We start from the raw sequence: 22790 nt of genomic DNA, 5'->3' as shown, positions 1-22790 counted from the left end.
GACTGACACGCCGCCTTCGCGAGCAAGCCCGCTCCCACAGGGGAATGCGCAGTATCGCAAATTTTCAAAAGGGACAAATAACAAGGGGGCGAATCTTCATCCGCCCCCTTGGTTGTCCGCTTATTCCTGCGGTTCTTCCTCGTCTGCGGCAGCATCGAGGGTTGGCTCGTCGACGCTGTCATCGCCGGCTGCGATCACCTCGCCATCGAATTCCTCGCCTTCCAGCTCCTCGCCTTCGACTTCCGATGGCTCCTGGACACGCTCCAGACCCACCAGGGTCTCGTCGCTGGCCAGCTTGATCAAGGTCACGCCCTGGGTGTTACGGCCCAGGCTCGACACTTCATCAACCCGGGTACGCACCAGGGTGCCCTGGTCGGAAATCAGCATGATTTCCTCGCCATCCAGTACCTGCACCGCGCCGACCAGACGGCCGTTGCGATCGTTGCTGACCATGGCGATAACGCCCTGGCCGCCACGCTTGTACTCGGGGAACTCGCTGATGGCGGTGCGCTTGCCATAACCACGAGCCGAAGCGGTAAGGATCTGGCTGCCTTCTTCCGGGATCAGCATGGAAATCAGCTTCTGCCCTTCCGGCAGGCGCATGCCGCGCACACCACGGGCGGTACGACCCATGGCACGTACGTCGGATTCCTTGAAGCGCGTCACCTTGCCACCGTCGGAGAACAGCATGACTTCGCGCTCGCCATCGGTAATGGCGGCGGAAATCAGTACGTCGCCCTCGTCCAGCTCCAGGGCGATCAGGCCCACGCTGCGCTGGCGGCTGAAGGATTCCAGCGGGGTCTTCTTCACGGTGCCTTTGGCGGTGGCCATGAAGATGAAGTGACCCTCGGTGTATTCCTCGACCGGCAGCATGGTGGTGATGTATTCGTCGGTGTCCAGCGGCAACAGGTTGACCAGCGGACGACCACGGGCAGCGCGGGACGCTTCCGGGATCTCGTAGGTCTTGAGCCAGTACACCTTGCCTTTGCTGGAGAACAGCAGCAGCGTGGTGTGGCTGTTGGCTACCAGCAGGTGAGCGATGTAGTCCTCATCCTTGACGCCAGTCGCCGACTTGCCTTTACCACCACGACGCTGGGCCTGGTACGCAGCCAAAGGCTGGGTCTTGGCGTAGCCGCCGTGGGAAATGGTCACCACGCGTTCTTCTTCCGGGATCATGTCACCCAGGGTCAGGTCCAGGCGTGCATCGAGAATTTCGGTGCGGCGCACGTCGCCGTATTCGGCGCGGATCACTTCCAGTTCTTCGCGGATCACTTCCATCAGGCGCACGGCGCTATTGAGGATGCGGATCAGCTCGCCGATCTGGTTGAGGATCTCCTGGTACTCGGCCAGCAGCTTCTCGTGCTCCAGACCGGTCAGGCGGTGCAGGCGCAGTTCCAGGATGGCCTGGGCCTGTTCCGGCGACAGGAAGTACTTGCCATCGCGCAGGCCGTATTGCGGATCCAGGGTCTCCGGACGGCACGAATCGGCACCGGCACGTTCAACCATCGCCACGACGGCGCTGGATTCCCACGGCATCTTGATCAGTGCTTCCTTGGCTTCCGACGGGGTCGGCGAGGCCTTGATCAGGGCGATGACCGGGTCGATGTTCGACAGCGCAACCGCCTGGCCTTCCAGGATGTGCCCACGTTCACGGGCCTTGCGCAGCTCGAACACGGTACGGCGGGTCACCACTTCGCGACGGTGACGGACGAAGGCTTCCAGCAGATCCTTGAGGTTCAGGATGCGCGGGCGACCGTCGATCAAGGCCACGACGTTGATACCAAACACGCTTTGCAGCTGGGTCTGGGCGTAGAGGTTGTTGAGGATCACCTCAGGCACTTCGCCACGACGCAGCTCGATCACCACGCGCATACCGTCCTTGTCCGACTCGTCGCGCAGCTCGGTAATACCTTCGAGTTTCTTCTCTTTAACCAGCTCGGCGATCTTCTCGATCAGACGCGCCTTGTTCAGCTGGTAAGGCAGTTCGGTGATGACGATCTGCTGGCGGCCACCGACCTTGTCGATGTCTTCGATCATCGAGCGGGCACGCATGTAGATGCGGCCACGACCGGTGCGATAGGCTTCGATGATGCCCGCACGACCATTGATGATCGCGGCGGTCGGGAAGTCCGGGCCGGGGATGTATTGCATCAGCTCATCGACGGTCAGCTCAGGGTTGTCGATGAGGGCCAGGCAACCGTCGATGACTTCACCGAGGTTGTGTGGCGGGATGTTGGTGGCCATGCCCACGGCGATACCGCTGGAGCCGTTGACCAACAGGTTGGGAATACGGGTCGGCATGACCGCCGGGATCATTTCGGTGCCGTCGTAGTTCGGCACCCAGTCCACGGTTTCCTTGTGCAGGTCGGCCAGCAGCTCGTGTGCCAGCTTGGTCATGCGCACTTCGGTGTATCGCATGGCCGCCGCGTTGTCGCCGTCCACCGAACCGAAGTTGCCCTGGCCGTCTACCAGCAGGTAGCGCAGGGAAAACGGCTGGGCCATCCGAACGATGGTGTCGTACACCGCAGTGTCGCCGTGAGGGTGATACTTACCGATCACGTCACCGACAACACGGGCAGATTTCTTGTACGGCTTGTTCCAGTCGTTACCCAGCTCGCTCATCGCGAACAGCACACGCCGGTGCACGGGCTTCAAGCCATCGCGCGCATCAGGCAGTGCCCGCCCGACAATTACGCTCATCGCGTAGTCGAGGTAGGACTGTTTCAGCTCGTCTTCGATATTGACCGGGAGGATTTCTTTGGCCAGTTCGCCCATGAGAAGCCTGATTCCTTTTTCGGGTGAAACCTCGTCACATCCATTTGGGACGAACGAAGCTCGCCGCCGCCGACATGATGCCTGGCAACGACTTACGACAAATCAACGAGTTATGACACGGATCTGCGCATTAAGGGCCGCCCCTTGGGGTGACCCTGGAAACCGCCGAATGGTATCACAATCGCCGCCACGCACCTATCCCCCAGATGCGCATGGAGCGTAGTAAGTTGACCGATGACAGGCTTGAGGGCGACGAGAGGGGCTCAGAGCTGAATCGAGGCTTGGATTTGCCTATGGAACCGAGGGTTTTGTTGGCTTTCGAAGCCCATCGCGGGCAAGCCCACTCCCACAGTTGATTTGTAAATGCATTCAACGTGTGGGGCCACGCGTGCCCGCGATTGCAATCTGCCAGATATTACAGCCCTTAATGCAGACGCTTGCGACACATCAACTGGGCCAGCTTGGCCGCGTCCGGCCGCTCGACAATGCCTTTTTCGGTGACGATCACGTCGATCAGGTCCGCCGGCGTGACGTCAAACACCGGGTTAAAGGCTGCGACATCGGCGGCAAACCGCTGACCGGCGACCTCCAGCAGCTCGCCGGCATCCCGCTCTTCCAGGGCAACGTCATCGCCAGTGGCCATCATCAGGTCCAGCGTAGAGCTGGGGGCCACTACCATGAAGCGCACACCATGGTGCATGGCGCTTACCGCCAGTTGGTAAGTGCCGATCTTGCTGATCACATCGCCATTGGCCGCGATGCAGTCGGCGCCAACAATTACCCAGGTCACGCCTTTGGTCTTGAGGATATGCGCGCCGGCCGAGTCGGCATTCACCGTAACCGGGATGCCCTCGCTCGCCAGCTCCCAGGCAGTCAGCCGCGAGCCTTGCAACCAGGGGCGGGTTTCGTTGGCATAGACCTGCTCGACCATTCCTTCCAGAAACGCCGCGCGGATCACCCCCAGCGCGGTGCCCACGCCACCGCTAGCCAAGGCCCCGGCATTGCCGTGGGTGAGGATGGCCTGGGCATTGCCTTGGTGTTTGCGGATCAATTCGACGCCCAATTGCGCCATGGTCAGGTTGGCTTCACGGTCGCTTTCATGGATCGCGATAGCTTCGGCCTCCAGCACCGCCAACGGGTCGGCGTGCTTCTTGAGGCGATCGAGGCGATCGCGCATGCGCTTGAGGGCCCAGAACAGGTTTGACGCTGTGGGCCGGGATTCGGCCAGCAGCGCGTAGTCCTCCTCCCATGCAGCCTGCCAGTCACCGCCCTCGGCAATCCGTGCACGGGCGGCCAGCACCAGGCCGTAGGCCGCGCTGATGCCAATGGCCGGCGCGCCGCGCACCACCATCATACGAATGGCTGCGGCCACTTCGTCGACCGACGAGCATATGACCCAGCTTTCCCGGGACGGCAGCGCACGCTGATCGAGCAGGTGCAGTGCGCCATCACGCCAATCGATGGCCCTCACTTTCTCCGCCGCCAACAGTCGATCGCGCATCCCTCACCCCGTACTCATCAACAAAAGCCGCGGATTATAGCGATCCGCCAGCCAGGACGCTCGGGTATACTTCGCCCTCTTTATATGACCGCCCCGGACGATGCCCGCTATGACGCCACCTGCCGCCCCGCTCGACTTACTGCTGCTGCCAAGCTGGCTGGTACCGGTCGAGCCTGCGGGCGTGGTGCTCAAGGCACATGGCCTGGGCATTCGCGATGGCCGCATCGCATTTATCGGCCCGCGCGCCCAGGCGCTGAAGCTGGCAGCCCACGAAGTACGCGAGCTGCCGGGGGTGCTGCTCAGCCCGGGCCTGGTGAATGCCCACGGCCATGCGGCGATGAGTCTGTTTCGCGGCCTGGCCGACGACCTGCCGCTGATGACCTGGCTGCAAAACCATATCTGGCCGGCCGAAGCCAAGTGGGTCGATGAAGCCTTCGTGCGCGACGGCACTGACCTGGCGATCGCCGAGCAGATCAAGGGCGGCATCAGTTGCTTCTCAGACATGTACTTCTTCCCCAAGGTCGCCAGCGAACGCGTGCACAACAGCGGTATGCGCGCGCAGATTGCGATGCCGATCCTCGACTTCCCGACCCCCGGCGCCGCCACGGCCGATGAGGCGATCCGCCAGGGCGTGGAGCTGTTTGGCGACCTCAAGCATCACCCACGGATCAAAATCGCCTTTGGCCCCCATGCGCCCTATACCGTCAGCGATGCAAACCTGGAAAAAGTCCGGGTGATCGCCGAGGAACTGGACGCCGCCATTCATATGCATGTCCAAGAGACAGCCTTTGAAGTGCAGCAGTCCATCGAGCAGTATGGCGAACGGCCCCTGGCCCGCCTCGCACGCCTGGGCTTGCTCGGCCCACGGCTGCAGGCCGTTCATATGACCCAAATCAGCGAAGACGACCTGGCGTTGCTGGTAGAAAGCAACAGCAGCGTGATCCACTGCCCGGAATCCAACCTGAAACTGGCCAGTGGCTTCTGCCCGGTGGAACGTCTGTGGCAGGCCGGCGTCAATGTGGCAGTAGGCACCGACGGCGCGGCAAGCAACAATGACCTCGACCTGCTGGGTGAAACCCGCACCGCCGCGCTGCTGGCCAAGGCCGTTGCTGGCTCGGCCAGCGCCCTGGATGCCCATCGCGCGCTGCGCATGGCCACCCTCAACGGTGCACGGGCCATGGGCCTGGAAACAGAAATCGGCTCGCTGGAAGTGGGCAAGGCCGCGGATATCGTAGCCTTCGACCTTTCTGGCCTGGCCCAGCAACCGATCTACGATCCGGTCTCGCAGCTTATATATGCCACCGGCCGCGATTGTGTGAAACACCTTTGGGTCGGCGGCAAGCAACTGCTCGACGACCGGCAACTGACCCGCATGGATGAACAGCAACTGAGCGCCACGGCCGCTGCCTGGGGCCGGCGCATCAGCGGACACCCAGAATAACGCCGCCCCCGGATCAGCCTTCCGGGCCAGGCACACCGTTTTATCGGATTTAGAGGACTACCCATGAGTAACGTCGACCACGCCGAAATCGCCAAATTCGAAGCCCTGGCTCACCGCTGGTGGGACCGCGAAAGCGAGTTCAAGCCACTGCACGACATCAACCCGCTGCGGGTCAACTGGATCGACGAGCGCGTCAACCTGGCCGGCAAGAAGGTCCTTGACGTGGGCTGCGGTGGCGGCATTCTCAGCGAGGCCATGGCCCAGCGCGGCGCCACGGTGATGGGCATCGACATGGGCGAAGCGCCCCTGGCCGTGGCCCAACTGCATCAGTTGGAGTCGGGCGTGAGCGTGGAGTACCGGCAGATCACCGCCGAAGCCCTGGCCGAGGAAATGCCCGAGCAGTTTGACGTAGTGACCTGCCTGGAGATGCTGGAGCACGTGCCCGACCCATCGTCGGTGATCCGCGCCTGCTTCCGCATGGTCAAGCCCGGCGGCCAGGTGTTCTTCTCCACCATCAACCGCAACCCCAAGGCCTACCTGTTCGCGATCATCGGCGCCGAATACATCATGAAGCTGCTGCCACGCGGCACCCATGACTTCAAGAAGTTCATCCGCCCTTCCGAACTGGGCGCCTGGAGCCGCCAGGCCGGGCTGACCGTCAAGGACATCATCGGCCTGACCTACAACCCACTGACCAAGCACTACAAGCTGGCCAGCGACGTCGACGTCAATTACATGATCCAGACCCTGCGAGAGGAATAAGCCTGTGAAGTTGAAAGCGGTTCTTTTCGACATGGACGGTACGCTGCTCGATACCGCGCCGGACTTTATCGCCATCTGCCAGGCCATGCGCACCGAGCGCGGGCTTGCGCCGATCAACGACCAGCATATCCGCGATGAAATTTCCGGCGGTGCCCGGGCCATGGTCGCCGTGACGTTTTCCATGGACCCGCAGTCCCCAGGCTTTGAAGAGCTGCGCCTGGAGTTCCTCGAACGCTACGTCAAGGGCTGCGCAATCCACAGCAAGTTGTTTGATGGCATGGCCGAACTGCTGGAAGACATCGAGCGTTCCAAGCTGATCTGGGGCGTAGTCACCAACAAGCCCCTGCGCTTTGCCGAGCCGATCATGGAACAACTGGGCCTGGCCCAGCGCTCGGCGCTGCTGATCTGCCCGGACCACGTAAAAAACAGCAAGCCCGACCCGGAGCCGCTGATCCTGGCCTGCAAGATGCTTGACCTGGACCCGGCCAGCGTACTGTTCGTGGGCGACGACCTGCGGGATATCGAGTCGGGCCGCGACGCCGGCACCCGCACTGCGGCCGTCACCTACGGCTACATCCACCCTGACGACAACGCCCGCAACTGGGGCGCCGACGTCGTGGTCGATCACCCGCTGGAACTGCGCAAGGTGCTCGATAGCGCACTCTGCAGCTGCTGACACTGAAACACTGAGATCAATGTGGGAGCTGGCTTGCCAGCGATAGCGGTGAATCAGTTGCCGATTTATTGACTGACACTGTGCTATCGCGAGCCAGCCCGCCCCACATTCAGACTGAATTTTTGTTGAGGTCGATTATGTTTGATTACTCCGCACGCCCAGAATTGCTCAAGGACCGGGTCATCCTGGTCACCGGTGCCGGTCGCGGGATTGGTGCAGCGGCGGCCAAGACCTATGCCGCCCACGGTGCCACCGTACTGTTGCTGGGCAAGACCGAAGCCAACCTGGCCCAGGTCTACGATGAAATCGAAGCCGCCGGTCACCCGCAACCGGTGGTGATCCCGTTCAACCTGGAAACCGCCCTGCCCCATCAATACGATGAGCTGGCGGCAATGATTGAAAAAGAATTCGGTCATCTCGACGGGCTGCTGCACAACGCCTCGATCATCGGCCCACGCACCCCGATCGAACAGCTGTCGGGCGAGAATTTCATGCGGGTCATGCATATCAACGTCAACGCCATGTTTATGCTGACCGCCACCCTGCTGCCGCTGCTCAAGCTGTCCCAGGACGCTTCGGTGGTGTTCACCTCCAGCAGCGTCGGGCGCAAGGGCCGGGCCTACTGGGGCGCCTATGGTGTGTCGAAATTTGCCACCGAAGGCCTGATGCAAACCCTGGCCGACGAACTCGACACCGTCGCGGCAGTACGTGCCAACAGCATCAACCCCGGCGCCACCCGCACCAGCATGCGCGCCCAGGCCTATCCAGGGGAAAACCCGGCCAACAACCCGCTGCCGGAAGAGATCATGCCGGTGTACCTGTACCTGATGGGCCCGGATAGCTCGGGGATCACTGGGCAGGCGTTCGACGCGCAATAATCTTCGGACATGACACCACGCCATTGTGGGAGCGGGCTTGCCCGCGATGGCGCAGTGTCGGGCTCAATGGGCCTGCGCCAAATTCCCACCGCTCCCTTTCCTCAATAAATCCCATCCCCTTGTTTTATAAGCACTAAAAACTAATTGCACTAACTGGCACGGTTTTCGCTCCAATATGCTTAAGCAGGCAGCGCGACATCAAGACGTGCGGCATGGGATCAGGGGTTATAACCCCCGGCAAAGCGGACTAGACTGTTACCTAAGTTTTACGGAACTGAAGGAACAGTAAGACGCCCGCCAGTGGCCGCTCCCATCGAGCCTGTAAGACAGCATTCTGTGCTTAGAGGCCTGCCCGTTTATGAAAACACCGACCCAGACCAACGCAATTGACTTCGATAGTGCCAAATTGCAACGCCTGGGCTTTGGCCAGCCTTCCCTTATCGCACGGCGCCCCATCAGCCTCGCGCAACTGCGCCAGCAACTGAACCTGCAATTGCAGACCAGCCTGGAAGCCGAGCGGATCCTTGGCCTGTTCTTTCGCGAAGTGCAGCGCCTGGTGCCCCTGGACGCCCTGCAATACCGCCATGAAGCCAGCGACCTGCGCCTGGAATATGGCCAGCGCGGCCATCACTCCGTGAGCTATAGCCTCAGCCACCAGGGCGAGCATCTGGGAGAGCTGGTGTTTCGCCGCAACCAGCGTTTCAGCGAAGAAGAACAGGGCAACCTGGAGTCGCTACTGGCCAGCCTGCTCTACCCGATGCGCAACGCCCTGCTGTATCGCACCGCGACCCGCAGCGCCCTGCGTGACCCGCTGACCGAGACCGGCAACCGCATCGCCATGGACCAGACCCTGGGCCGGGAGATCGAGATGGCCAAGCGGCACCTGCATCCGCTGTCCTTGCTGATGCTCGATATCGATCACTTCAAGCGCATCAACGACAGCCACGGCCACGCCACCGGCGACAAGGTGCTCAAGGCCGTCGCAGCCTCGATCAAGGGCCAGTTGCGCAATGTGGACATGGTGTTTCGGTTTGGCGGGGAAGAGTTCCTGATCCTGCTGTCCAACACCGGACGCGATGCCGCGGCCATGGTGGGCGAACGCCTGCGCCAGGCAGCACAGGCCCAGGACTACTGGGCGGACACCACGCGTATCGAATTGACGGTGAGCCTGGGTTGCGCGACCTTGCTGGCGGGCGAGTCGGCCGAGAGCCTGCTGCGCCGGGCCGACAATGCCTTGTATGTGGCCAAGCGCGAAGGCCGCAACCGCCTGGCAATGGCGGGGTAAACGCTACCCCGCCCTGCCTGGGTCAGGCTTCGCTGGTCGCCAATACCTGGCGCTCGCGGGTCACTTGGGTTTTCTCCAACTGCATGCAGCGTTCCAGGAACAGGTGCATGTAGTCGTAGCTCTTGCACACGGCCTGGCGCAACTCCACTTGCAACGCCTTGCTCGGGTTCATCCCCGCCAGGGTGCAGATGATTTCCAGTGCTTCCCACGGGTGGGCGTCATCGTACTGGGCATGCATCTTCAGCCACTTCATGGCGCGCTTGCGGTCTTCTTCGGGGAAAGCTGCGGCATACACGCCCGTCGAACACACCAGCGCAGACCACTCCCCAGTGGCCCCCTCGATGGCGTAGTTGGTGGCGGCAATCGCGACGATCAACGAGTCGGCCGAACTGGTGTGCCAGCACCAATGACTCAGTGCATGCAACTCGGGCGGTACGTTCTGCGCCTGCAACTCTTCCAGGCCAACACCATGGGCGCGCGCCCAATGCACCCAATAATCGGCATGGTTCAGTTCCACGCGAATATTGCGCATCAACCAACGTCGCGCCATATCCTCGCCAGGGTGACGGGCAAACTTGGTCTTGGTCAGGTTTTGTGCCATGTACAACGCGAACTGTTCCACCACTGGCCAGCCACCAATCAGGTAATGGCGCATGGTCTTGGCACTGAGCTTGTTATCGCGCATGCGCTGGTACAGTTCGTGTTCGACAACTCGGCGCTTGCTCTCGCTACAGTCCTGGATCAGTTGCTGAGCCCAGGCGGGGTAACTTGAGGCTTCCATAAGCGGGCCGGTTCTGCTGAATGTGTCGATCACTGTCGGGCTCCTTTTGATGTGTGATGTGTACAGACCAGCAGATGTTTCAGCGGAACGTGCCGGGCGCCCTGAACAACAGAGGCTGCGGGCGCGCAGGTCGACACTGCAAACTATCGAAGGTAAACAATTGCGGGCGTTCAATCAGGTAGCCCTGAGCGTAGTCCACACCGATCTCGAGCAATGCCTGCTCGATGTGCGGCGTTTCGACAAACTCGGCAATAGTGCGCTTACCCATGACATGGCCGATGTGGTTGATCACTTCGACCATGGCGCGGTTAATCGGGTCGTCCAGCATATCCTTTACGAAACTTCCATCGATCTTCAGGAAGTCTACAGGTAAATGTTTGAGGTAGGCGAATGAGGACATCCCCGCACAAAAGTCATCCAGGGAGAAGCAACAACCCAAGGCCTTGAGCTCATTGATAAAACGAATCGCGCTGCCCAGGTTGGAAATTGCACTGGTTTCAGTGATTTCAAAACAGATCATCCCCGGCGGAATGCCGTAGGCGCTGAACTTTTCCCGCAAAAAGCGCAGGAAGTCGTCATCGCCGATGGTGATGCCCGACAGGTTGATCGCACACATCGCCATGGGCCTGCCCGGTCGTTCGACCATGCAGCGGGCAATCAGCTTGAACACGTTCTCCACCACCCAGCGGTCCAGGGAAGTCATCAACCCGTAACGCTCGGCGGCCGGGATAAAGCTGTCGGGCAAGATCATCCGCCCGGCCTCATCGTGCAGGCGCAGCAGAATCTCGATATGCCCGTTGCCCGCCTCGGTGTGGCCCAAGGGGGCGATTTCCTGGGCATACAGGCAAAAACGGTCCTCTTCCAGGGCCATGTGCAAGCGTTGGATCCAGGCCATTTCGCCAAAACGCAGGGACAATTCGGTGTCATCGGCGTGATAGACCTGCACCCGGTTGCGTCCCTTCTCCTTGGCCATGTAGCAGGCCATATCGGCAGCACGCAACGAAGTTTCCAGGGTGGTCGGGGTGTGGGTGATATGCACCAGGCCGATACTGACCGTGGTGACAAACGGTCGGCCTTTCCAGACGAAGTGCAGGTTTTGCACGGTGTGACGCAGGCTCTCGGCGATTTTCTCGGCCACTGGCGCCGGGCAGTTCTCCAGCAGAATGCCAAATTCATCACCGCCCAGGCGGGCCAGGGTATCGCCTTCGCGCAGGTCCGATTGCAGCAGGGCGCAGATATGCCGCAGCAATTCATCGCCTGCCGCATGGCCACAGGTGTCGTTGACCAGTTTGAACTGGTCCAGGTCGAGGAACATCAAGGCATGCCGCGCCGACTGCTGGCGCCCGATGCCGTGTAGCACCTGCTCCAGGCGATACTCAAATTCGCGCCGGTTGGCCAGCCCGGTCAATGCATCATGGGTCGCCTGCCAGGACAGGTTGGCAATGTATTGGCGCTCCTGGGTCATGTCGTGCAACACCAGCACCGCCCCGCTGACCTTGCCAGCACTGCGGATCGGCGCGCCCACCAGGGTCACGGACACGGTACTGCCATCCAGGCGCTGGATCAGCTTGGAGTGCTCGCTGCCGCCACTGAGTTGGCCGTCAAGAATGTGATCGATCAGGGTAAACCCATCGGCCTGGGCGTGTTCATCCAGCAGATTGAACAGCGCGGCCAACGGCAAGCCCTGGGCCTGGGCCGCGTTCCAGTGGGTCAGGGATTCCGCCGCCGGGTTCATATAGGCGATCGCTCCGTCGACATCGGTGGTGATCACCCCATCGCCAATGGACTCCAGGGTGATCTGCGCCCGCTCCCTCTCCAGTTGCAAGGCATCAGCAAACGCGTGCCGCTGGGCCAAGAGCTTGCGGGTGCGCAGCAACGCCAGGGCTATCAGGCCGAGGGCGGTGGCCAGGTTGGTGGTCACCAGCAGGCGCAGAATCATCCTGGAGCCTTCGCCCAGGGCATCGCTGAAGGCCTTGGCCGCCGGTGTCACGCCATCGTTGATGGCGATAATCCGCTCTTTCCAGGCATGGATGTCGACGCTGTTGACCCGATTGGCAATGATCTCCCTGTGCATCTCCTGCGCCAGGTCATCGAGTTGCACCAGGTAGCCATCACCGATGGTCCACAGCTCGATGGCTTTTTCCAGGTAGCTGAAATGGCGAAAGTTGAGATAGAGCCAGATCAGGCTCGCCACATCATCTGGATGGTTACCACCCTTGAGAATCCCCAGGCGCGCCGCCGCGAGGTCAGGGCTGGGGCGATCCAGGGCAACCCGCAACTCGTGCCCGCCCTGGGGCACCGCAATCGCATTCTGGTATTTGAGAAAGGTCGCCTGGTCGCGGTTGTCGGCGTATAGCGTCAGATAGTAGATGGCGTCTTTCTGGCCCTTGGACCACAGGCTCTCGCCCGCCACATAGCCGCGCACGGCCGACAGCATGTAGAGGCTGACGCAGCCCAGCAGTGCCTGAAACAGGACGACGGCAATAAAGGGCCAGACAATGCCCAGCAACCTTGGTGTTCCGAGAGTTCGCTTCTGCTTCATGAGGTCCCTTGCATCAGCACAGGCGAGTAAAAACTGCTCCTGACAGCACAGCCGAGGCCAAACGCGATCCCTCCAGGATCGGATACGGGATCGATTCAGCGAACTTGTTGCAAGTGTCCATAAAGCTTGGCGTACAAACCGCCATCGGCTATCAGTTGCTGGTGGTCGCCATCTTCGGCAATGTGTCCACCGTCAAACACCAATACCCTATCAGCCTGCTTCACCGCCGACAAACGGTGAGCAATGATCAGTGTAGTACGCCCACTGAGAAACCGCGCCAGCGCCTGGTGCAGGTTGTATTCGGTGGCCGCATCCAGGGCCGAGGTGGCTTCGTCGAGGATCACCACCTTTGGCTCGGCCAGTACCATTCGGGCAATCGCCAGGCGTTGGCGCTGGCCACCGGACAAGCGCACGCCAGAGCGCCCGACAATACTGTCTAGGCCCTGGGGCAACCCTTTGACCGTAGCCTCCAGCTGGGCGATTTCTAGGGCCTGCCAACAGGCCTGGTCGCTGCGTTCGCGGCCCATGGTCAGGTTGGCGCGCACGGTATCGTTGAACAGTGCCGGGTGCTGCAGCACCACCGCGACATGCTCGCGGATGGTTTCCAGGCCAATAGCCTGCTGGGTCGCGCCGCCGAAGCGGATCGTGCCTGCCTGCGGGGTGTAGAGCCCCAACAGCAGTTGCACCAGGGTGCTTTTACCGCCGCCACTGGCGCCGACAATCGCCACCTTCTCGCCGGGAGCGATGGCCAGGTTCAGTTGGTTGAGCACCAGGTCTTCGCCGTAGCCAAAGTCCAGGCCCCGCACCTCGATACCCACGGTTTCGCGCCCGGTAAACGGATCCTCGCCCCCGGCATATTGCGGCTCGTCGGCGCGGGCCAGCAGTTCGTTGATGCGCGTCAGCGCGCCACCGGCAGCGTAGTAGGCGTATTGCAGGTTCAGCAGTTGCTCCACCGGGCCGATCATGAACCACAGGTAGCTGAACACCGCGAGCATCTGGCCGATGGACAGGTCGGAAAACAGCACGGTGAGCATTGCCGCCGCGCGAAAGATGTCGATACCAAACTGGAACAGCAGGCCACTGGCGCGGCTGGAGGCGTCGCTTTTCCATTGGGAGTTGATGGCAAAGTCGCGCACTTCCTGGGCACGCTGCCCCAGGCGCCCGAGGAAAAATCCCTGGCGATTGCCGGCGCGCACTTCCTGGATCGCATCCAGGGTTTCCGTCAGCGCCTGGGTAAACCGCGAGGTGCTGTCGTTTTCCAGCTTCTTCAGGTGCTTGACCCGCTTGCCTAACTGCACCGTGGCATAGATCACCAACGGATTGAACAGCAGGATCAACAGCGCCAGCTTCCAGTGCATCCACATCAGGATCCCGGAGGTGCCAACCAGGGTCAACGTGGCCACCAGGAACCGGCTCAAGGTTTCACCGACAAACTTGTCCACCGTGTCCAGGTCGGTGACCAGGTGCGTGGTCACGGTGCCGCCGCCCAGGCTTTCGTATTCGCTCAGGGAGATACGCTTGAGCCGTTCGATCAACCGCACACGGATGCGATAGACAATGTCCTTGGCCAGCCCGGCAAACAGGCGCGCCTGGACCACGTTGAACACCAGGGCCGCGCAACGCAGCACCAGGGTGATCAGCAGCATCAGGCCGATATAGCCGGCGGCCTGCTGCCAGGCTGCTGGCAACGCATGGTTCATCACTTTCAACGCGCCATCGCCATTGCCCAGCAGCACCTCGTCCACCAGCAGAGGCAGGAGCAAGGGAATCGGCACGCTGCACAGGGTCGCCAGGACGGCGACACCATTGGCGATCCACAGGGCTTTTTTATGGCGCAGGGCCAGGCGGCGGATTTCTGCCCAGGTCAGCCGATCAACCCGTGGCGTTGGCTGATCATGCACAGGCAGCTCGCTCCAGCCAGCGACCGAGCAAAGGTGCGAGCTCGGACAGCGGCTGGTAGCCGTTGGTCAACAAGGCCAACTGGCCATTGTGCTCGGCCAGCAAGGTGGGGAAGCCGGCAATGCCCAGATCCTGCACCCAGGTAAAATCGGCGGCCGTGGCTGCATGCTGCTCGGCACGGTCAAAGGCCTCGGCAAACTCGATACGCGGCACCCCGGCGGTCTCGGCCAGCTCCACCAGCACACTGGCGCGGGTCACGTCGCGGCCCTCGACATAAAACGCCTGCTGGATCAGCCCGAGCAAGGTCCAGGCGCAATCCGGCGCCAGCCCGCGCGCGGTGACCAGGGCCCGGCAGGCCGGCTCCGTGTCATACACAAAGCCATCAGGCAAGGCGCCCTCCACGCGGAACGGCTGGCCAGTGGCTTCAGTCACCGCCTGCCAGTGCTCCAGGATATAGCGCCGGGTGGCCGGCTCCAGCGCCGCGCCACTGCCGGTGCGCAAGCCGCCCACCACCAGGTGCAACTCCACGCCCGCTGCCTGGGCCTGCTCAACCAGGGCCTTGGCCACCGGGGCAAAACCCCAGCACCAGGAACACATCGGGTCCATCACATAGAGCAGGCGCGCAGACATGGTTCAAGCCTCGGTGGATGATTGCTTGTAGTTGTAACCAATCGGGTGCGGCATGTTGCGGGCCTTGGCCAGCTCGATCTGCTTCTGACGGTCGATCGCACTGCGACGGGTCTTCTCGGACAGCTTATCCCAGCAGTGCGGGCAACTGATGCCGGCCACGTAATGCTCGGATGCGCGGTCCTCTACGCTAACCGGAGTACGGCAGGCATGACATTGATCGTAGTCACCTTCGCTCAAGTCGTGGCGCACGGTCACGCGGTTATCGAAAACAAAGCAGTCGCCCTGCCACTTGGTCTCTTCCTGGGGCACTTCTTCGAGGTATTTGAGGATGCCACCCTTGAGGTGATACACCTCATCGAAGCCCTCGCTGAGCATATAGCTCGAGGCTTTTTCACAACGAATGCCGCCGGTGCAGAACATGGCGACTTTCTTGTGCCGGGCCGGGTCGAAGTTGGCTTTGATGTAGTCGGGAAATTCGCGAAAACTCGTAGTCTTCGGGTCGATTGCGCCTTCAAAGGTGCCGATCGACACTTCATAGTCGTTACGGGTATCGATCAACAGCACTTCTGGATCGCTGATTAACGCGTTCCAGTCTTGTGGATCAACGTAGGTCCCGACTTTCTTGTTCGGGTCGACGCCTTCGACGCCCAGGGTCACGATCTCTTTTTTCAGCTTGACCTTGGTGCGGTAGAACGGCTGCTCGTCGCAGTACGACTCTTTGTGATCGATATCGACCATGCGTGGGTCGTTCTTCAGCCAGGCCATCAGGCCATCAATGCCTTCGCGGCTGCCGGAAACGGTACCGTTGATGCCTTCTTCAGCGATCAGCAAGGTGCCCTTGATGCCGTTGTCGACCATGGCCTGCAACAGCGGCTCGCGCAGGGCCACGTAATCTTCGAGGGTGACGAACTTATACAGTGCCGCCACGACGATGGGTTGTGTCATGGGTGTTCTCTCCAGGTGGCTACCCTCGTAAAGGGTGAACCGGATGCAAAAAAAAACGCGCCGACTGAGCGGCGCGTTGCGGATTCTAGCAAAACATAGGCCTTTGTAGCAGCCGGATATCAGTGTTTGCTACCGCCAGCGCAGGTCGGCGAGGCCGGGGCTGCGTCGGTTTTTGCCCATTCTTCAGGCGTGTAGGTGTGCAGCGCCAGCGCATGGAACTCGCTCATCAGGTCACCCAACGTGGCGTAGACCTTCTGATGGCGCTTGACCCGGTTGAGCCCCTCGAACTGCTGGCTGACCAGCACGGCCTTAAAATGCGTCTGCAATCCACGGCTGTGCATATGGCTTTCGTCCAGCACACTCAGGTGTTCCGGGCTCAGGGCGGCAAGTGCCGATTCGATACGCTGCTGCATGGTCATTGCTTACTTCTTCTTGGCGGGTGCGGCTTTGGGGGTCAGCTCGTTGGTCATGTCTTCCAACAGCTTGTTCACGACAGGTACCGCGCTTTCCAGCTTGGCCTGGGTCAGTTGGGCCGATTGCTGGGTCAGTTGCGGCATTTTCTCCAAAACTTTCTTGCCCAGTGGCGACTTGTAGAAGGCAACCAGGTCTTTGAGTTCGGACTCGCTGAAGTTGCTGGTGTACAGCTTGACCATGTCCGGCTTGAGCTTGTTCCAGCCAATGGCCTGGTCCAGGGCGGCGTTGGCCTTGGCCTGGTAGGTGTCCAGAACGGTTTGCTTGGCGGCAGGCGCCTTGGTCTGCTCGAAGCGCTGGGCGAACATTTGTTGCACTTGCATGTACACCGGGGTGCCCAGCTTGTCTGCGTGAGCCAGGGTCAGGAAGGCTTCGGCACTGGCGTTGTGGCTGGCGGTATCGGCAAGAACCTGGCCGCTGGCACAGACCAGAGCAACCGCGGTACAGATGGCACGAAGACGAGTCATCGAGTTTCCTTTTCTAGCAGGCGAGGTAAGACCCCAAGGGCGACCATTCTGCGCCTAAAAAACGCCGGCACTCAACCCCACGCCTTGTAGGGCCTGGTTTTGCGAGGGTTTGCCCGATGAAATGGCTTTTATGGAACCCAAACGTGCCGCCAGGGCCTAAACTGCGCAAACCGACTACAAGGAGAGTCCCTGCGATGAGCCGTATCGAAACCGACAGCCTGGGCGAAGTACAAGTCCCGGATGACGCTTACTGGGGCGCACAGACCCAGCGTTCACTGGTCAATTTCGCCATCGGCGAGCAACGCATGCCACTGGCGGTACTCCACGCCCTGGTCCTGATCAAGAAAGCTGCAGCGCGGGTCAACGACCGCAACGGCGACCTGCCCGCCGACATCGCCCGGCTGATCGAACAGGCCGCTGACGAAGTGCTCGACGGCAAGCTTGATGACCAGTTCCCGCTGGTGGTCTGGCAGACCGGCAGTGGCACCCAGAGCAACATGAACGCCAACGAAGTGATCGCCGGCCGCGCCAACGAGCTGTCGGGCAAGGCCCGTGGCGGCAAGAGCCCGGTGCACCCCAACGATCACGTCAACCGTTCCCAGAGCTCCAACGATTGCTTCCCCACCGCCATGAGCATCGCCACCGTGCAGGCGGTGCACGAGCAATTGCTGCCGGCGCTGCGTGAGCTGTCCGGCGGGCTGGCGGAGTTGTCGGCGCGCCATATGAAGCTGGTCAAGACCGGCCGCACCCATATGATGGATGCCACGCCCATCACCTTCGGCCAGGAGGTCTCGGCGTTTATCGCGCAACTGGATTATGCCGAGCGCGCCATTCGCAGCGCCCTGCCCGCCGTCTACGAACTGGCCCAGGGCGGCACGGCGGTCGGCACCGGCCTGAACTCGCCCCATGGCTTTGGCGAGGCGATTGCCGCAGAAATCGCCGCGTTGTCCGGGTTGCCGTTTGTCACCGCGCCCAACAAGTTCGCCGCACTGTCGGGCCATGAGCCGCTGACCACCCTGTCTGGCGCCCTGAAGACCCTGGCCGTGGCCTTGATGAAAATCGCCAACGACCTGCGCCTGCTGGGCTCGGGCCCACGTGCGGGGCTGGCCGAAGTGCGCTTGCCGGCCAATGAGCCGGGCAGCTCGATCATGCCCGGCAAGGTCAACCCGACCCAGTGCGAAGCGCTGTCGATGCTGGCCTGCCAGGTGCTGGGCAACGACGTGACCATCGGCATTGCCGCCAGCCAAGGGCATTTGCAGTTGAACGTGTACAAGCCGGTGATTATCCACAACCTGCTGGAGTCGATCCGTTTGCTGGCCGACGGCTGCCGCAACTTCCAGGAGCATTGCATCGCCGGCCTTGAGCCCGACGCCGAGCAAATGGCCGCGCACCTGGAGCGTGGCTTGATGCTGGTGACGGCGTTGAACCCGCATATCGGCTATGACAAGTCGGCGCAGATTGCCAAGAAGGCCTATACCGAAGGGCTGACACTGCGCGAAGCCGCGCTGGAGCTGGGCTACCTCACCGATGCCGAGTTCGACCAGTGGGTACGCCCGGAGAATATGCTCGAAGCCGGGCACTGATCCCCTCTCCTGTAGGAGCCGGCTTGCCGGCGAAAAACGTCAACGATAACGCAGGGTGACTGATGCCCCGCGTTGCCCTTGGGTTTTTCGCCGGCAAGCCGGCTCCTACAGAGGTTGTATCAACCTTGCGCGCCGGGCCTTGAGCCCGGCGATCAAGGACGGGGCCAACGCCACTGACGCCGATCCCAGCACCACCAGCACCGCACCGCCATAACCCAGGCCGTTGATCTGCTCGGCATGCACATAGTCGGGCCACAACCACGCCGCAATCGCCACCGCCACAAAGGTCACCAGCGGTGTGATCGCCAACGTCGCACTGACCCGCGACGCCTCCCAGTGGGCCAGGGCCTCGGCAAATGCGCCATAGGCAATCAGCGTATTGAAGCAGCACGCCAGCAACAGCCAGCCTTGCAAGGGGCTCAGTTGCAGCGCCTCCATGGGATGCACCCACGGCAACAGGAGAAACGCGCAACACAGGTAAATCACCATCATCACCTGCAACGAATTCCACACCGTCAGCAACTGCTTCTGGCCCAGGGCGTAGAACACCCAGATGGTGGTCGCCAGCAGAATCGTCAGCACCCCGGCGGTGTAGGTGCCCAGGGACGTCAACAGCTCCGCCAGGCGCTGGTTGAAGAACAGTCCAAAGCCGATGATCAATACCAGCAAGCCAACGCCCTGCCCCAGGCTGAAACGCTCCTTGAACAGGAACACACTGGCAATCATCAAGAAGATCGGCCCCATCTGCACCACCAGTTGCGCCGTGCCGGGGCTCAACATCTTCAGCCCGACCAGGTAGAGCACGTAGTTGCCCACCAGGCCGCACACCGCCATCGCCACCAGCCAGCCACCGCGCTTGCCCAGGACTTTCGGGCTGGGCAGGCGCTTGACCGCGGCCAGGTAGACGAACAGGCAACTGCCGGACACCATCAGGCGAAACCAGGTCACGGTGATCGGGTCCATCACCTGCAGCACCTGTTTGAGCTTGATCGGCAAAATGCCCCAGAGCAGCGCGGTCAGCAGGGTCAGGGATAAGCCGTAGACCCAGCGGCCGGAAGAGATGTGCATGAGTGCCCCAAGAGCCAGAGGTAGAGGAACCCGCATTCTAGGGGGATGTGGGTAAACCTTGGCGAAGTTTTTTATCAGGCACACCACAAACCAACTGTGGGAGTGGGCTTGTCGGATCGCCGTATCGCCGCGAAGACGTCGGCCCAGTAAACATTGATGTTGACTGACCCACTGCTTTCGCGAGCAAGCCCGCTCCCACAGGGGATCTGCGCTTAACTGACTGGCATTAAGGCAAGCCCCCCACATTTGATCTGCGGTGTTTAATAGATCAGCGCACGGCTTCAAACAACCCGGTCGCCCCCATCCCGCCGCCGACGCACATGGTGACGATGCCATAGCGCAAATTGCGCCGTTGCAGCTCCCGTACCAGATGCCCCACCTGCCGCGAGCCGGTCATGCCGAACGGATGGCCGATGGAGATCGAGCCGCCATTGACGTTGTACCGGGCATTGTCGATCTCCAGGCGATTGCGCGCATACAGGCACTGCGAAGCAAACGCCTCGTTGAGTTCCCACAGGTCGATGTCCGCCACTTGCAGGCCACGGGCCTTGAGCAATTTGGGCACCGAGAACACCGGGCCGATGCCCATCTCGTCCGGCTCACAACCGGCAACGGTAAAGCCACGGAAAAACGCCTTGGGCTTGAGCCCCAGTTCCAGGGCTTTTTCCAGGCTCATCACCAGGGTCATCGACGCGCCATCGGACAATTGCGACGAGTTTCCCGCTGTCACCGAGCCGTCCTCGGCAAACACTGGCTTGAGCCCGCTCAGGCTGGCCAGGGTGGTGTCCGGGCGGTTGCAGTCGTCGCGGTCGACCACGCCATCGAGAATCTGCACCTGGCCAGTGTTCTTATCCTCGACCTTGTACTTGACCGCCATGGCCACGATTTCATCGTCAAACAACCCGTCGGCCTGGGCCTGGGCGGTGCGTTGCTGGCTTTGCAAGGCGTACAGGTCCTGCTCCTCGCGGCTGACGTTATAGCGGCGGGCGACAATCTCGGCGGTCTGGCCCATGGGGAAATAGATGCCCGGCACCTGCTCCTTGAGCAAAGGGTTGATCAGGTTGTCGGTATTCACGCTCTTCATCGTCAGGCTGATGGACTCGACGCCACCGGCGACAATGATGTCGCTGCACCCCGAGGCAATCTGGTTGGCCGCAATGGCAATCGCCTGTAGCCCTGAGGAGCAGAAACGGTTGAGGGTCATGCCGGCGGTGCCGGTGCCCAGGCGCGACAGCACCGCCACGTTGCGACCGATGTTGTAGCCCTGGGCGCCTTCGTTGGAGCCGGCACCGACAATGCAATCCTCGACACTGGCCGGGTCGATGCCGCTGCGGCTCAGCAGCGCATTGACGCAATGCGCGGCCATGTCATCGGGGCGGGTCTGGTTGAACTTGCCGCGAAAGGACTTGGCCAGGCCGGTTCGCACGCTGTCGACGATCACTACTTCACGCATGGGCTACCTCAATCTTGTCGTTGTTGGGAGACAGATCGAGGATAGATCCAGCGCCGGGCGATCGCGACGATCATTCACCTGGCGTATGCAAAAGCATGGCGCTATTTGTGCTTCTTCTTTTTGTCGTGCTTGTCGGACTTGGCGAACGCCTCTTCCAGCGCCAGATTGATGGTGCGCAACACCTTGACCCGCGCCCAGCGCTTGTCATTGGCTTCCACCAGGGTCCAGGGCGCGATCTCGGTGCTGGTGCGATCCACCATGTCGCCCACCGCCGCCCGGTAGGCATCCCACTTGTCGCGGTTGCGCCAGTCGTCTTCGGTGATCTTGAAGCGTTTGAACGGAATTTCTTCCCGGGCCTGGAAGCGCTCCAGTTGGGTCTGTTTATCGATGGCCAGCCAGAACTTGACCACGATCACCCCGGAATCGCGCAGTTGCTCCTCGAAATCGTTGATCTCGGCGTAGGCGCGCATCCAGTCGGCCGTGGTGCAAAAGCCTTCGATGCGCTCTACCAGCACGCGGCCGTACCAGGAGCGGTCGAACACCGTGAACATGCCCCGCGCTGGGATCTGCCGCCAGAAGCGCCACAGGTATGGCTGGGCGCGTTCGTCTTCAGTAGGCGCGGCAATCGGCACGATGCGGTACTGGCGTGGGTCCAGCGCCGCCGCGACCCGGCGAATCGCCCCGCCCTTGCCCGCCGCGTCGTTCCCTTCAAAAACCGTGACCAGCGCGTGCTTGCGCATGCGCTTGTCACGCATCAGGCCCGACAACCGTGCCTGTTCGGTAATCAGTTGCTCTTCGTAGTCGTCCTTTTCCAGGCGCTGGGTCATGTCCAGGCTGTCGAGCAGGCTCATCTGGTCCACCGACGACGGCAATGGCGCCGGCTGGATCCCGCTGGCCCTGGCCTTGGGCACCTTGAGGGCATTTTGCAGGCCCTCCAGGAGGATCTTGCCCACGGTCAGGCCGCGGTAATTGGCGTCCACGCCTTCGATCACATGCCAGGGCGCATAGTCACGGCTGGTGCGGCGCAGCACGCGCTCACCGAAATGCACGAACTTGTCGTAGGTCTCGGACTGCTGCCAGTCCAGCGGGCTGATGCGCCAGCTGTGCAGCGGGTCGTCCTGCAGGGCCTTGAGCCGCGCCTTCATTTGTTTCTTGGACAGGTGGAACCAGAACTTGAAGATCAGCGCCCCTTCATCGCAGAGCATCTGCTCCAGGCGTTCGGCCCCGGCAATGGCCTGGTCCAGGCGCGCATCCTTGATCTGGCCGTGGACCCGCGCCTGCAACATCTGGCTGTACCAGTTGCCGAAAAACACCCCCATGCGCCCCTTGGCCGGCAATTGCCGCCAGTAGCGCCAGGCCGGTGGGCGGGCCAGTTCTTCGTCGGTCTGCTGGTCGAAGGTGCGCACCTCGATCAGGCGCGGGTCCATCCACTCATTGAGCAGCTTGACGGTTTCACCCTTGCCGGCGCCCTCGATGCCATTGATCAGCACGATGACCGGGAAGCGCCCCTGCTGGTGCAACTCGAACTGCGCCTCCAGCAAAGCTTCCCGCAAGGCCGGGACTTCAGCGTCGTAAGTGTCCTTATCGACGGCGTGACCGATTTCGGCAGATTCAAACATGGGCGACTCCCTTC

Annotated in this window: 18 protein-coding genes; 6 read left to right on the top strand and 12 right to left on the bottom strand. The window is 61.6% G+C overall.

Annotation, left to right across the window (positions count from 1 at the left end; genetic code table 11):
• Window positions 1–120: 120 nt before the first annotated feature.
• Together gyrA and mtnA are read right to left on the bottom strand one after the other, a co-directional pair.
• Window positions 121–2775 (bottom strand): DNA gyrase subunit A, encoded by a 2655-nt coding sequence (gene gyrA / locus HBO19_RS05705; protein ID WP_029298707.1) that lies wholly within the window; start codon window positions 2773–2775, stop codon window positions 121–123.
• A gap of 424 nt (window positions 2776–3199) precedes the next feature.
• Window positions 3200–4276, bottom strand: a complete 1077-nt coding sequence (gene mtnA / locus HBO19_RS05700) for an S-methyl-5-thioribose-1-phosphate isomerase (RefSeq protein ID WP_169952752.1) — start codon at window positions 4274–4276, stop codon at window positions 3200–3202.
• A gap of 109 nt (window positions 4277–4385) precedes the next feature.
• Between mtnA and HBO19_RS05695 the strand changes: the two genes are divergently transcribed.
• The 5 genes from HBO19_RS05695 (at window position 4386) to HBO19_RS05675 (ending at window position 9318) form a co-directional block, all read left to right on the top strand.
• Window positions 4386–5717, top strand: coding sequence for a TRZ/ATZ family hydrolase (locus tag HBO19_RS05695; protein ID WP_170057035.1), 1332 nt, complete (start codon window positions 4386–4388; stop codon window positions 5715–5717).
• A 63-nt stretch (window positions 5718–5780) separates the two neighbouring features.
• On the top strand, window positions 5781–6479 hold the full coding sequence (gene ubiG / locus HBO19_RS05690) for a bifunctional 2-polyprenyl-6-hydroxyphenol methylase/3-demethylubiquinol 3-O-methyltransferase UbiG (protein ID WP_003172645.1): 699 nt from the start codon (window positions 5781–5783) through the stop codon (window positions 6477–6479).
• A gap of 4 nt (window positions 6480–6483) precedes the next feature.
• On the top strand, window positions 6484–7155 hold the full coding sequence (gene mupP / locus HBO19_RS05685; protein WP_169952756.1) for an N-acetylmuramic acid 6-phosphate phosphatase MupP: 672 nt from the start codon (window positions 6484–6486) through the stop codon (window positions 7153–7155).
• 137 nt (window positions 7156–7292) lie between these two features.
• Window positions 7293–8033: a YciK family oxidoreductase gene (locus HBO19_RS05680; protein WP_170042777.1), complete on the top strand. Its 741-nt coding sequence runs from the start codon at window positions 7293–7295 to the stop codon at window positions 8031–8033.
• A gap of 358 nt (window positions 8034–8391) precedes the next feature.
• Entirely contained in the window at window positions 8392–9318 is a 927-nt protein-coding gene (locus tag HBO19_RS05675; RefSeq protein ID WP_169952758.1) for a GGDEF domain-containing protein, read from the top strand.
• A gap of 22 nt (window positions 9319–9340) precedes the next feature.
• Here HBO19_RS05675 and HBO19_RS05670 read toward each other — a convergent pair whose 3' ends face one another.
• The 7 genes from HBO19_RS05670 to HBO19_RS05640 all read right to left on the bottom strand — a co-directional run bounded on the left by HBO19_RS05670 (window position 9341) and on the right by HBO19_RS05640 (window position 17053).
• Window positions 9341–10132: an iron-containing redox enzyme family protein gene (locus HBO19_RS05670; protein ID WP_170057034.1), complete on the bottom strand. Its 792-nt coding sequence runs from the start codon at window positions 10130–10132 to the stop codon at window positions 9341–9343.
• A gap of 46 nt (window positions 10133–10178) precedes the next feature.
• Window positions 10179–12641 (bottom strand): EAL domain-containing protein, encoded by a 2463-nt coding sequence (locus tag HBO19_RS05665; RefSeq protein WP_170057033.1) that lies wholly within the window; start codon window positions 12639–12641, stop codon window positions 10179–10181.
• A 95-nt stretch (window positions 12642–12736) separates the two neighbouring features.
• A complete protein-coding gene (locus HBO19_RS05660) occupies window positions 12737–14542 on the bottom strand; it encodes an ABC transporter ATP-binding protein (protein WP_170042775.1) in 1806 nt (601 codons plus the stop codon).
• A complete protein-coding gene (locus HBO19_RS05655; RefSeq protein WP_170057032.1) occupies window positions 14535–15170 on the bottom strand; it encodes a DsbA family protein in 636 nt (211 codons plus the stop codon). Before HBO19_RS05655 ends, HBO19_RS05660 begins: the two co-directional genes overlap by 8 nt.
• 3 nt (window positions 15171–15173) lie before the next feature.
• Window positions 15174–16115: a rhodanese-related sulfurtransferase gene (locus tag HBO19_RS05650; RefSeq protein ID WP_170057031.1), complete on the bottom strand. Its 942-nt coding sequence runs from the start codon at window positions 16113–16115 to the stop codon at window positions 15174–15176.
• Between the two features lie 119 nt (window positions 16116–16234).
• Entirely contained in the window at window positions 16235–16534 is a 300-nt protein-coding gene (locus tag HBO19_RS05645) for a BolA family protein (RefSeq protein ID WP_115127821.1), read from the bottom strand.
• Between the two features lie 3 nt (window positions 16535–16537).
• Complete coding sequence (locus HBO19_RS05640) at window positions 16538–17053, bottom strand: DUF2059 domain-containing protein (protein WP_115127820.1); 516 nt, start codon at window positions 17051–17053, stop codon at window positions 16538–16540.
• Between the two features lie 194 nt (window positions 17054–17247).
• On the opposite strand from HBO19_RS05640, the gene HBO19_RS05635 reads away from it, so the two are divergent.
• Window positions 17248–18636: a class II fumarate hydratase gene (locus HBO19_RS05635; RefSeq protein WP_170057030.1), complete on the top strand. Its 1389-nt coding sequence runs from the start codon at window positions 17248–17250 to the stop codon at window positions 18634–18636.
• Between the two features lie 105 nt (window positions 18637–18741).
• Here the strand turns inward: HBO19_RS05635 and HBO19_RS05630 are convergent, their stop codons facing one another.
• The 3 genes from HBO19_RS05630 to pap all read right to left on the bottom strand — a co-directional run bounded on the left by HBO19_RS05630 (window position 18742) and on the right by pap (window position 22776).
• Window positions 18742–19704: a DMT family transporter gene (locus tag HBO19_RS05630; protein ID WP_170042771.1), complete on the bottom strand. Its 963-nt coding sequence runs from the start codon at window positions 19702–19704 to the stop codon at window positions 18742–18744.
• A gap of 268 nt (window positions 19705–19972) precedes the next feature.
• A complete protein-coding gene (locus tag HBO19_RS05625) occupies window positions 19973–21157 on the bottom strand; it encodes a thiolase family protein (RefSeq protein ID WP_169952767.1) in 1185 nt (394 codons plus the stop codon).
• Between the two features lie 101 nt (window positions 21158–21258).
• Window positions 21259–22776 carry a polyphosphate:AMP phosphotransferase gene (pap, locus tag HBO19_RS05620; RefSeq protein WP_169952768.1) on the bottom strand — a complete coding sequence of 506 codons (1518 nt, stop codon included), beginning with the start codon at window positions 22774–22776 and terminating at the stop codon, window positions 21259–21261.
• Between the last annotated feature and the right edge of the window lie 14 nt (window positions 22777–22790).

This window comes from Pseudomonas sp. WS 5021 (assembly GCF_012985535.1).
GTDB lineage: Bacteria > Pseudomonadota > Gammaproteobacteria > Pseudomonadales > Pseudomonadaceae > Aquipseudomonas.
The sequence above is the reverse complement of the archived record's forward strand: the minus strand, read 5'-3'. Positions and strand labels throughout refer to the sequence as shown.

Bases quoted from the DNA above. Each gene is read 5' to 3' on its own strand.
- HBO19_RS05675 (WP_169952758.1), top strand. From the start codon at position 8,392: ATGAAAACACCGACCCAGACCAACGCAATTGACTTCGATAGTGCCAAA.
- HBO19_RS05655 (WP_170057032.1), bottom strand. From the start codon at position 15,170: ATGTCTGCGCGCCTGCTCTATGTGATGGACCCGATGTGTTCCTGGTGC.
- HBO19_RS05665 (WP_170057033.1), bottom strand. From the start codon at position 12,641: ATGAAGCAGAAGCGAACTCTCGGAACACCAAGGTTGCTGGGCATTGTC.
- gyrA (WP_029298707.1), bottom strand. From the start codon at position 2,775: ATGGGCGAACTGGCCAAAGAAATCCTCCCGGTCAATATCGAAGACGAG.
- pap (WP_169952768.1), bottom strand. From the start codon at position 22,776: ATGTTTGAATCTGCCGAAATCGGTCACGCCGTCGATAAGGACACTTAC.
- HBO19_RS05640 (WP_115127820.1), bottom strand. From the start codon at position 17,053: ATGACTCGTCTTCGTGCCATCTGTACCGCGGTTGCTCTGGTCTGTGCC.
- mtnA (WP_169952752.1), bottom strand. From the start codon at position 4,276: ATGCGCGATCGACTGTTGGCGGCGGAGAAAGTGAGGGCCATCGATTGG.
- HBO19_RS05625 (WP_169952767.1), bottom strand. From the start codon at position 21,157: ATGCGTGAAGTAGTGATCGTCGACAGCGTGCGAACCGGCCTGGCCAAG.
- ubiG (WP_003172645.1), top strand. From the start codon at position 5,781: ATGAGTAACGTCGACCACGCCGAAATCGCCAAATTCGAAGCCCTGGCT.
- HBO19_RS05645 (WP_115127821.1), bottom strand. From the start codon at position 16,534: ATGACCATGCAGCAGCGTATCGAATCGGCACTTGCCGCCCTGAGCCCG.
- HBO19_RS05630 (WP_170042771.1), bottom strand. From the start codon at position 19,704: ATGCACATCTCTTCCGGCCGCTGGGTCTACGGCTTATCCCTGACCCTG.
- HBO19_RS05650 (WP_170057031.1), bottom strand. From the start codon at position 16,115: ATGACACAACCCATCGTCGTGGCGGCACTGTATAAGTTCGTCACCCTC.
- HBO19_RS05635 (WP_170057030.1), top strand. From the start codon at position 17,248: ATGAGCCGTATCGAAACCGACAGCCTGGGCGAAGTACAAGTCCCGGAT.
- HBO19_RS05680 (WP_170042777.1), top strand. From the start codon at position 7,293: ATGTTTGATTACTCCGCACGCCCAGAATTGCTCAAGGACCGGGTCATC.
- HBO19_RS05695 (WP_170057035.1), top strand. From the start codon at position 4,386: ATGACGCCACCTGCCGCCCCGCTCGACTTACTGCTGCTGCCAAGCTGG.